The sequence below is a fragment of the Amycolatopsis thermalba genome (genome assembly GCF_023376025.1).
GTDB classification, from domain to species: domain Bacteria; phylum Actinomycetota; class Actinomycetes; order Mycobacteriales; family Pseudonocardiaceae; genus Amycolatopsis_E; species Amycolatopsis_E thermalba.
Genome location: NZ_CP091196.1, coordinates 6,257,998 through 6,268,456, shown reverse-complemented (window position 1 = coordinate 6,268,456; position 10,459 = coordinate 6,257,998). Strand labels below are relative to the sequence as shown.

General features: G+C 71.5%; 8 protein-coding genes. 3 read left to right on the top strand and 5 right to left on the bottom strand.

Annotated features, from left to right (window positions below):
* Positions 1 to 43 precede the first annotated feature (43 nt).
* On the bottom strand, positions 44 to 487 hold the full coding sequence (locus L1857_RS30350) for a DUF6401 family natural product biosynthesis protein (protein WP_116110626.1): 444 nt from the start codon (positions 485 to 487) through the stop codon (positions 44 to 46).
* 28 nt (positions 488 to 515) lie between these two features.
* Positions 516 to 2,867: a Tex family protein gene (locus L1857_RS30345; RefSeq protein ID WP_249467033.1), complete on the bottom strand. Its 2,352-nt coding sequence runs from the start codon at positions 2,865 to 2,867 to the stop codon at positions 516 to 518.
* 157 nt (positions 2,868 to 3,024) lie between these two features.
* On the opposite strand from L1857_RS30345, the gene L1857_RS30340 reads away from it, so the two are divergent.
* Positions 3,025 to 3,270: a hypothetical protein gene (locus L1857_RS30340; protein WP_116110628.1), complete on the top strand. Its 246-nt coding sequence runs from the start codon at positions 3,025 to 3,027 to the stop codon at positions 3,268 to 3,270.
* 149 nt (positions 3,271 to 3,419) lie between these two features.
* Here L1857_RS30340 and L1857_RS30335 read toward each other — a convergent pair whose 3' ends face one another.
* Positions 3,420 to 3,830 (bottom strand): NlpC/P60 family protein, encoded by a 411-nt coding sequence (locus L1857_RS30335; RefSeq protein ID WP_116110629.1) that lies wholly within the window; start codon positions 3,828 to 3,830, stop codon positions 3,420 to 3,422.
* An 85-nt stretch (positions 3,831 to 3,915) separates the two neighbouring features.
* Here L1857_RS30335 and L1857_RS30330 point away from each other — a divergent pair, with 85 nt between their 5' ends.
* Both L1857_RS30330 and L1857_RS30325 read left to right on the top strand, forming a co-directional pair.
* The gene (locus L1857_RS30330; RefSeq protein ID WP_116110630.1) at positions 3,916 to 4,662 is read left to right on the top strand and encodes an alpha/beta fold hydrolase; all 747 of its coding nucleotides are present in this window, start codon (positions 3,916 to 3,918) and stop codon (positions 4,660 to 4,662) included.
* Positions 4,662 to 5,897 (top strand): cytochrome P450, encoded by a 1,236-nt coding sequence (locus L1857_RS30325; protein ID WP_116110631.1) that lies wholly within the window; start codon positions 4,662 to 4,664, stop codon positions 5,895 to 5,897. The genes L1857_RS30330 and L1857_RS30325 overlap by 1 nt, the downstream gene beginning before the upstream one ends.
* Before the next feature lie 169 nt (positions 5,898 to 6,066).
* Here L1857_RS30325 and L1857_RS30320 read toward each other — a convergent pair whose 3' ends face one another.
* Positions 6,067 to 6,825 carry a LamB/YcsF family protein gene (locus L1857_RS30320; RefSeq protein WP_116110632.1) on the bottom strand — a complete coding sequence of 253 codons (759 nt, stop codon included), beginning with the start codon at positions 6,823 to 6,825 and terminating at the stop codon, positions 6,067 to 6,069.
* Positions 6,822 to 10,415, bottom strand: coding sequence for a cobaltochelatase subunit CobN (locus tag L1857_RS30315; RefSeq protein ID WP_249467028.1), 3,594 nt, complete (start codon positions 10,413 to 10,415; stop codon positions 6,822 to 6,824). The genes L1857_RS30320 and L1857_RS30315 overlap by 4 nt, the downstream gene beginning before the upstream one ends.
* Positions 10,416 to 10,459: the final 44 nt, after the last annotated feature.

Here is a 10,459-nt window from a genome sequence, read left to right as displayed (position 1 = left end):
GTCAACGATTCACCAGTACCGTTCGGCGGCTTTCGCCCGAAATTCAGCGAAAGTATTCGCGCCGATTGTTCACTTGTTCACCGGTTTCGACCGGCCGGGTGCGGGCGAACTCCGCGTCGGCGGGCAGCTTCGGGCCGCGTGGCTCGTCGGCCGCCAGGCGGAGACAGGCGAGCAGGCGCAACCCCGTCCACTCCCGCTCGGTCCAGCCGCCGGGGTTCGCCGGTGGGCGCCAGTCCAGCTCCTCGGCCTCGGTCCACACGTCGTGGGCGTGACCGGCCAGCAGGACGAGCCGCGACACCGGCTCCTGGCGGGAGACCATGTCCGCCTCGCAGCGCACCGCGTCGTCGACCGCGGCCAGGTGGCGGTCGAACGTCCGCCACAACGAAGGGTCTCCGGCCAGCGCTCGCCAGCCGGAGTCGAGCCGCCCGGCGATTCCGCGCAGCCACCGCCGCGCGGATCGATCTGCCAGGGAATCGGCCCACCGCACCCTTCGATGATGGACCCCGAACGGCGGTTTAGCGACCGTAGCCAGCCTTTCGGAGGGCATCGGCCAGCGCGCCACCACCGCCGGACGGCTCGCGGCGCTTGGGCTGACCGCCCTTGCGCGGCTGCCCGCCGCGGCGCTCGCCACCGCCGCCACCAGCGGGTTTGGCGCGGCCGCCGCCGACCTCGTCGTCCAGGCGCAGGGTCAGCGAAATCCGCTTGCGGGCGATGTCCACCTCGAGCACCTTCACCTTGACGATGTCGCCCGGCTTGACCACCTCACGCGGGTCCTTGACGAAGTTCTTCGACATCGCCGACACGTGGACCAGGCCGTCCTGGTGCACGCCGATGTCGACGAACGCGCCGAACGCGGCCACGTTGGTGACCACGCCCTCCAGCCGCATGCCCGGCTTGAGGTCACCGATCTTCTCCACGCCCTCGGCGAAGGTCGCGGTCTTGAACGCCGGGCGCGGGTCGCGGCCGGGTTTCTCCAGCTCGGCGAGGATGTCGGTGACCGTCGGCAGGCCGAAGGTCTCGTCGACGAAGTCCTCCGGGCGCAGCTTGCGCAGCACCCGCTCGTTGCCGATCAGCTCCCGCAGCTCGGTGCCGGTCTTGGACAGGATCCGCCGCACCACCGGGTAGGCCTCGGGGTGCACGCTGGAGGAGTCCAGCGGGTCGTCGCCGCCGCGGATCCGCAGGAAGCCGGCGCACTGCTCGAACGCCTTCGGGCCCAGCCGCGGGACATCCTTCAGTGCCGAGCGCGACCGGAACGGGCCGTGCGTGTCGCGGTGGTTGACGATGTTCTCGGCCAGGCCGGCGGTGATGCCGGAGACCCTGGTCAGCAGCGGGGTGGAGGCGGTGTTGACGTCCACGCCGACCGCGTTCACGCAGTCCTCGACCACCGCGTCCAGCGACCGGGACAGCGCCACCTCGGACACGTCGTGCTGGTACTGCCCGACCCCGATGGACTTGGGGTCGATCTTCACCAGCTCGGCCAGCGGGTCCTGCAGGCGCCGCGCGATCGACACCGCGCCACGCAGCGAGACGTCCAGGTCCGGCAGCTCCTGCGAGGCGAACGCCGACGCCGAGTACACCGACGCGCCCGCCTCGGACACGACGGCCTTGGTCAGCTTCAGCTCGGGGTGCCGCTTGATCAGCTCGATCGCCAGCCGGTCGGTCTCCCGGGACGCGGTGCCGTTGCCGATCGCGATCAGGTCCACCGAGTGGGCGGCGCACAGCTTCGCCAGCTCGTCGATGGACTGGTCCCAGCGGTTCTGCGGCTGGTGCGGGTAGATCGTGTGGGTGTTGACGACCTTGCCGGTGGCGTCCACGACGGCGACCTTCACCCCGGTGCGGAAGCCCGGGTCCAGTCCCATCGTGGCGCGGGTGCCGGCGGGCGCGGCCAGCAGCAGGTCACGCAGGTTCGCGGCGAACACGTTCACCGCGTCCTCCTCGGCCTTCTGCCGCAACCGCATCCGCAGGTCGATGCCCAGGTGCAGGAGGATCTTCGTGCGCCAGGCCCAGCGCACCGTGTCCTGCAGCCACTTGTCGGCCGGGCGGCCCTCGTTCGTGATGCCGAACCGCTGCGCGATGCGGCGCTCGTAGTCCGAGGGACCGACCTTCGGCTCATCGGAAGGCTCTTCGGGCTCGACGGTGAGGTCGAGGACGTCTTCCTTCTCGCCGCGCAGCATCGCCAGCACGCGGTGCGAGGGCATCTTGGTGAACGGCTCGGCGAAGTCGAAGTAGTCGGCGAACTTCGCGCCCTCGGTTTCCTTGCCCTGGCGGACCTTCGAGGAGAAGTAGCCTTGCGTCCACATCTTCTCCCGCAGCTCGCCGATCAGGTCGGCGTCCTCACCGAAGCGCTCGACCAGGATCGCGCGGGCACCGTCGAGGGCGGCCTGGGCGTCCGCCACGCCCTTCTCGGGATCGACGAACACGGCCGCGGCGGCTTGCGGGTCGGTGTTCGGGTCGTTCAGCAGGCCGTCGGCCAGCGGTTCCAGGCCGGCCTCGCGGGCGATCTGGGCCTTGGTGCGGCGCTTGGGCTTGTAGGGGAGGTAGATGTCCTCCAGCCGGGCCTTGGTGTCCGCGGCGCGGATCGCCTCGGCCAGCTCCTCGGTGAGCTTGCCCTGGCTGCCGATCGATTCGAGGATCGCGGTCCGGCGCTCGTCGAGCTCCCGCAGGTAACGCAGCCGGTCTTCGAGCGTGCGCAGCTGGGCGTCGTCGAGGGCGCCGGTCACCTCCTTGCGGTACCGCGCGATGAACGGCACGGTCGCCCCGCCGTCGAGCAGGTCCACGGCGGCCTTGACCTGCCCTTCGCGGACGCCGAGCTCCTCGGCGATCTTCTGCTCGATCGACTGCACGGCCACTGTCACGATGCTGATCACTCCCTGCTCGCGGTTGCGGGGGCCAATTCTGCCTGCGCCGTCCCCGGCGGGACACGCAAGGGGGGCCCGCCGTTGCCGAATCGGGAGGATCGGCGCGGTAACCAACGCGAGCCCGGCCGCGACCTCGGGGTACCGGGGTCGAGTCGGGCAGGTGCGGATGGGCGGGAAGCGGCAGGTGCGGGTGGCGATGCACCTCCGGCGGGTCGACGTGGACGGGCCGGACGGCGAGCCGGTGACGTTGTCGTACCCGGGGATGCTGCTGACCGGGTACGAGGACGATCGCAAGGTGTGCGAGCGCTGGATCCCGCTGGGCGGCGAGCCGAGCGTGCCCGACGACGAGCGGCTGATCGAGGCCCTGCACGCGGCGATGCGGTGGCAGAACCACGCGGAGGAGTGCCCCTGACCGTGCTGAAGCGGCGCCGGTTGCGTTCCCAGCCACGGTGGCGGTGGGGGCCGCCGAGGTGCGCCCGGGCGGGGCAGGACCGGACCGGGTGGCGGCGGGTTCGTCGCACCGGCCGGTGTGCTGTGCGGAGTGGTCCTCGTCGGCGGCGTTCAGTGGCGCCGGTGGCAGCGTTTGAACCCGATCAGCGTGCGGTAGCGCTCGCGTGTCGCGAACTGTGCCGGCGTCCACACCGCGGGGCTGCCGATCTCCGCGCACAGGTGCAGCACCCGGTCGTCGTCCGTCCAGATGCCCACGTGCGCGCCGAACGGGTCGGCGGTGCGGTTGAACAACGCCAGGTCCAGCGGCTCCGGCTCGGTCACCCGCGACGTCCAGGCCGTGTCGTGCCACAGCTCGCGGGAGCGCAGGTCCGGCGCCGCCCGGCCGAAGTGCCGGAGCACTGCGTAGGCGTAGACCTGGCAGTTCGCGCCCGAGGCCGGGTCACCGGCGGAACCGGGGATGCGGGAGCCGTCGTAGGGCACCGTCGTCAGCCACGCGGGCAGCCGGGTGAGCAGGGAGTCCACAAGATCATTCTGCGCGTCGTGCCAACGCGCCGCGAGTGTGCCAAGCTCGCCACTGCAACGGGTCAGCGAGGACTGGGAGGCGCACATGGAGCGGGTCGGCACCGGTGAGCACGTCGTGTTCGTGCTGCACGGCTGGTTCGGGTCGTCGAAGGCGTGGCAGGAACTCACCCCGCACCTCGACGCCGAGCGGTTCACCTACCTCTTCCCCGACTACCGCGGCTACGGCACGCGCAAGGACGAGGCGGGCGCGCACACCGTCGCCGAGGCGGCCGGTGACGTGCTGCTGCTCGCCGACGAACTCGGCCACGACCGGTTCTCCCTCGTCGGCCACTCGATGGGCGGCAGCGTCATGCAGTACGTCCTCGCCGAGGCGCCCGGCCGCGTCCGGTCGCTGTTCGGGATCTCCCCGGTCCCGGCCAGCGGCGTGCCGATGGACGAGGACACCTGGCGACTGTTCAGCAGCGCCGCCGACGATCCGGCCAGCCGCCGCGCGATCATCGACTTCACCACCGGCGGCCGCCACCCCGGCTCGTGGCTCGACGGCATGGTCCGGCATTCGCTGGAGAACTCCGACCGGACCGCGTTCGCCGAGTACCTGGAGGCGTGGGCGAAGACCGATTTCTCGGACCGGATCGCGGGCAACGAGGTGCCGATCAAGGTCGTCGTCGGCGAGCACGATCCCGCGCTCAGCGAGGACGTCATGCTCGTGACCTTCGGGCAGTGGTACCCGAAGCTCGAGCTGGAGGTCCTGCCGGACGCCGGGCACTACGCGGCCGAAGAGGTGCCGGTGACCGTGGCCAACATGATCGAAGTGTTCCTGGACGAGCACTGATGTCCGATGTGGACGTCTTCGACCCGAGGGTGTTCGCCCGCGGCGTGCCGCACGACGACCTGCGCCGCCTGCGCGACACCGAACCGGTCGCGTGGCAGGACGAACACGAGGTGCTCGGCTGGCCGTCCGGACCCGGCTACTGGGCGGTGACCCGGTACGCCGACGTGAAGCACGTGCTGCGCACGCCGGAGGTGTTCTCGTCGTGGCTCGGCGCGACGCAGATCCGCGACCCCGAGCCCGACGACCTCACCTTCATCCGGCGCATGATCCTGAACATGGACCCGCCGGAGCACAACCGGTTGCGCCGCATCGTGTCCGCGGTGTTCACCCGGCGGCGGCTGGAACGCTCGGCCGACCAGATCGCCGAGCGGGCGCGGGCGCTGATCGGGGCGGTGGTGCCGCGCGGCCGGTGCGATCTGCCGGTCGAGGTCACCGACGATTTCCCGCTGCTCAACCTCGCCGATCTGATCGGGGTGCCACCGCAGGACCGCGGCCTGCTGCTGAAGTGGACCAACCGCGTCATCGGCTACCAGGACCCGGAGCACGCCGAGATCGTGCGGGGCCCCGACGGGAAACCGATCAATCCGCGGTCACCGGCGATGCTCGCCGACATGTTCGCCTACGCGCAGGAGCTGGCGGAGGCCAAGCGGCGCGACCCGGCCGACGACCTGATGACCGCGCTCGTCCAGGCCACTGTGGACGGACGCTCGCTGGACGACGCCGAGCTGCGGATGTTCTTCTTCCTCATGGTGATCGCCGGGAACGACACCGTGCGCGGCGCGTTGCCGGGCGGGGTGCTGGCGTTGGTGCAGTACCCGGGCGAGTACCGGCGGTTGCGGGCGGATCCGTCGCTGGTGCCCTCAGCGGTGGAGGAGATGCTGCGGTGGCACCCGCCGGTGCTGACCTTCCGGCGGACGGCTGCGGTGGATACCGAGCTGGGTGGGCAGCGGATCGCTGCGGGGGACAAGGTTGTGGTGTACTTCGCTTCGGCCCATTTCGACGAGCGGCAGTTTCCGGATCCGTATCGGTTCGATGTCGCGCGGACGCCCAATGATCATCTGGCGTTCGGGCAGGGGCCGCATTTGTGCCTGGGGGCGCATTTCGGGCGGTTGCAGATGCGGGTGTTCTTCCGGGAGTTCGTGAGGATGCTGCCCGAGGTGCGAGTGGAGGGTGAGGTGCGGCGGTTGACGTCGAACTTCATCAACGGGGTGACGCACTTGCCTTTGCGCTGGTGATCGGATTTCCGCTACGCGGGTATCCACTGCGCCGGCTTCGCTTCGCTACGCCCGGATCTGCCCCTCCCGGACCCGATCTTTCATTGATTTGGGCTGGGGATCGGGTGCGGGAGGGGGAGTGGTTCGGGGGTTGTTGCTCTGCGTTGCCGGGTGGCGGTTGTGTTGTGAGTTATGCGAAGGGTCGGATTGTGGCTCCGGCTTGTGTTAGTGCGGCCCGCACCCGGCGGCCGATCTCCACGGCGCCTGGGGTGTCTCCGTGCAGGCAGATCGACTCTGGCTGCACCTTCACCTCGCTGCCGTCCACCGCGATGATCACGCCCTTCGTTGCCATGCGGACGCATCGCCGGACCACCTCGTCGGGGTCGTGGATCACCGCGCCCGGCTCTCGCCGCGAGACCAGCGTTCCGGCCGGCGTGTAGGCCCGGTCGGCGAACGCCTCACGCACCGGGCGCAACCCGGCCGCCTCCGCCTGGCGCAGGAACTCCGAACCCGGCAACCCCAGCACCGGCAACGACGGGTCGAACAACCGCACCGCCTCCACCACCGCCGCGGCCTGCTCCGCGTGGTGCACGATCGCGTTGTAGAGCGCGCCGTGCGGCTTCACGTACGCCACCCGCGTCCCCGCCACCCGGGCGAACGCGTCCAGCGCGCCGATCTGGTACAGCACGTCGTCGGTCAGCTCGGCCGGCGTCACGTCCAGGAACCGGCGCCCGAAGCCGGCCAGGTCCCGGTACGCCACCTGCGCACCGACCGCGACACCCCGCTCCGCGGCCGCCGCCGTCACGCGCCGCAGCACGCTCGGGTCACCCGCGTGGAAACCACACGCCACGTTGGCGCTGGAGACGATCTCCAGCAGCGCGTCGTCCTCCGTGAGGCGCCAGACCCCGAATCCCTCGCCGAGATCCGCGTTCAGGTCCACCCCGGTCACTCGTCCTCCAGCTCACCCTCGGTCCGCAGGTACACCTCGCGCAACTGCCCCAGCAGCTCCGGATCCGGCTCCGCCCACAGGCCGCGGTCGGCGGCCTCGGTCAGCCGCTCGATGATGCCGCGCAACGCCCACGGGTTGGCCTTCGCGAGGAACTCCTGGTTCTGCTGGTCGAGGACGTACGACTGGGACAGCTTTTCGTACATCCAGTCCTGCACGACCCCGGCGGTGGCGTCGAAGCCGAACAGGTAGTCCACAGTGGCCGCCAGCTCGAAGGCGCCCTTGTAGCCGTGCTTGCGCATCGCCGCGATCCAGCGCGGGTTGACCACCCTGGCGCGGAACACGCGGGCCGTCTCCTCCGACAGCGACCGCGTTCGCACCGCGTCCGGGCTCGTCGAATCGCCCACGTACGACGCCGGGGCCTGGCCGGTCAACGCGCGGGTGAACGCGATCATCCCGCCGTGGTACTGGAAGTAGTCGTCCGAGTCGGCGATGTCGTGCTCACGCGTGTCGGTGTTCTTCGCCGCGACCTCGATGCGCCGGTACGCGCTCTCCATGGCCGGCCGCGCCTCGACGCCGTCCAGGTCCCGTCCGTAGGCGTACCCGCCCCACGTCGCGTAGACCTCGGCCAGGTCGGCGTCGTCGCGCCAGTTGCCCGAATCGAGCAGCGGCAGGATCCCCGCCCCGTACGCGCCGGGCTTCGAGCCGAAGATCCGCGTCGTCGCCCGCCGCTCGTCGCCGTGCGCCTCCAGATCGGCCTGCACGTGCGCGCGCACGAAGTTGTCCGACGCGGGCTCGTCCAGCGACGCCGCCAGCCGCACCGCGTCGTCGAGCAGGTCCACCACGTGCGGGAACGCGTCCCGGAAGAACCCGCTGATCCGCACGGTCACGTCGATGCGCGGACGGCCCAGCTCGGCGAGCGGGATCGGCTCCAGCCCGGTCACCCGGCGCGACGCGTCGTCCCACACCGGCTGCACACCCAGCAGCGCCAGCACCTCCGCCGCGTCGTCACCGGAGGTCCGCATCGCCGAGGTGCCCCACACCGACAGGCCGACCGACTTCGGCCACTCACCGGTGTCCTCGCGGTACCGCCGCAGCAGCGACTCCGCCAGCGCCTGCCCGGTCTCCCACGCCAGCCGGCTCGGGATCGCCTTCGGGTCCACGGTGTAGAAGTTGCGGCCGGTCGGCAGCACGTTGACCAGCCCGCGCAGCGGCGACCCGCTCGGCCCGGCCGCGATGTACCCGCCGTCCAGCGCGTGCAGCACCGCGTCGATCTCACCGGACGTGCCGGCCAGCCGGGGCACGATCTCGGTGGCCGCGAACGCCAGCACCCGCGCGACCTCCGGATCGGAAGCCACCTCCGCGACCGCGTCCGGCGACCAGTCCCGCTTCTCCATCGCCTCGACCAGGGCCCGGGCCGACGCCTCGATGGCGTCCACTTCGGACGTCGGCGCGCCTTCCCGCAGACCGAGCACCGACCGCAGGCCCGGCACCGCACCGGCCTTGCCGCCCCACATCTGCTGCGCCCGCAGCATCGCCAGCACCAGGTTGACCCGTGCCTCACCGGCCGGCGCGGCGCCGAGGACGTGCAGGCCGTCGCGGATCTGCGCGTCCTTCACCTCGCACAGCCAGCCGTCGATGTGCAGCAGGAAGTCGTCGAACTCGGCGTCGTGCGGGCGCTCCGAGATGCCCAGGTCGTGGTCGAGCTTGGCGGCCTGGATCAGCGTCCAGATCTGCTGCCGGATCGCGGGCAGCTTCGCCGGGTCCATCGCCGCGATGTTCGCGTGCTCGTCGAGCAGCTGCTCCAGCCGGGCCAGGTCGCCGTAGCTCTCCGCGCGCGCCATCGGCGGGATCAGGTGGTCGACGATCGTCGCGTGCGCGCGCCGCTTGGCCTGCGCGCCCTCGCCCGGGTCGTTGATCAGGAACGGGTAGATCAGCGGCAGGTTGCCCAGCACCGCGTCCGGGCCGCAGGACGGCGACAGCCCGGCGTTCTTGCCCGGCAGCCACTCCAGCGACCCGTGCTTGCCCAGGTGGACCACCGCGTGCGCGCCGAACTCCTCCTCGATCCAGCGGTAGCAGGCGAGGTAGTGGTGGCTCGGCGGCAGGTCCGGGTTGTGGTAGATCGCCACCGGGTTCTCGCCGAACCCGCGCGGCGGCTGGATCATCAGCACCACGTTGCCTGCCCGCAGCGAGGCCAGCACGATGTCACCGTCCGGATTGGACGACCGGTCGACGTAGAGGTCGCCCGGCGGCGGCCCCCAGTGCTCCTCGATGTCCGCACGCAGGTCCGAGGGCAGCGCGGCGAACCACTCGCGGTACCGCGCGGCGGGGACGCGGATCGGGTTGCCGGACAGCTGCTCCTCGGTCAGCCACTCCGGGTCCTGGCCGCCCGCGGCGATCAGCGCGTGGATGAGCGCGTCGCCGTCCGGCTGGTCGGTGCCGGTCGGCTCCACACCGGGGAACGGCTCGTCGCCCAGGTCGTAGCCCTGCGCGCGCATGCGGCGCAGCAGCTCGATCGCCGAGGCGGGGGTGTCCAGGCCGACCGCGTTGCCGACGCGGGAGTGCTTCGTCGGGTACGCCGACAGCATCAGCACGATCTTGCGCTGCTCCGGCGGGGTGTGCCGCAGGCGGGCGTGCGCGAGCGCGATGCCCGCGACCCGCGCGGCGCGCTCCGGGTCCGGCACGTAGTGCGGCAGGCCGTCGTCGTCGATCTCCTTGAACGAGAACGGCACGGTGATCAGGCGGCCGTCGAACTCCGGCACCGCCATCTGGTTGCCGGCGTCCAGCGGGGACAGGCCGTCGTCGTTGTCCGCCCAGGTGGCGCGGTCGCTGGTCAGGCACAGCGCCTGCAACGTCGGCACGTCCAGCGCGGCCAGCTCGGCGACGTCCCACGCCTCGTCGTCACCCCCGGCGCCGGCCTCCGAGGGCCGCGTGCCGCCCGCGGCGAGCACGGTGACCAGCAGCGCGTCGGCCTTGCGCAGCTCGGCCATCATCTCCGGCTCGCGCGAGCGCAGCGACGCGCAGTAGATCGGCAGCGCCTGCCCGCCCGCGTCCTCGACCGCCTCGGCCAGCGCCTCGACGAACCGGGTGTTCCCGGACAGGTGGTGCGCGCGGTAGTAGAGGATCGCCACCACCGGACCGCCCTGCGAATCGCCAGTGCGGCGCGGTGTGCGCTGGAGCACACCCCACGCGGGCTGCTCGGCGGGCGGCTCGAAGCCGTCGCCGGTGAGCAGCAGCGTGTCGGACAGGAACCGGTGCAGCTGGGTGAGGTTGGCCGGGCCGCCCTGCGCGAGGTAGGCGTGCGCCTCGGTGGCGATGCCGGCCGGCACGGTGGACAACGCCATCAGCTCCGCGTCCGGCGTCTGCTCACCGCCGAGCACGACCACGTGCTTGCCGCTGGCCCGGACCGCGTCCAGGCCCTCCTGCCAGGTCCGCGCCGATCCCAGGATGCGGACCACGACGACGTCGGCGCCCTCCAGCAAGCCGGGCAGCTCGGCGAGGTCGAGCCGGGCCGGGTTCGCCAGCCGGTACCCGGCCTCGCTGGTGCGGGCGCTGAGCAGATCGGTGTCCGAAGTGGACAGCAGCAGGATCACGCGGGTTCCCTCCTAGGTCCCCCCAACACTGTCCGTTGAGCGGG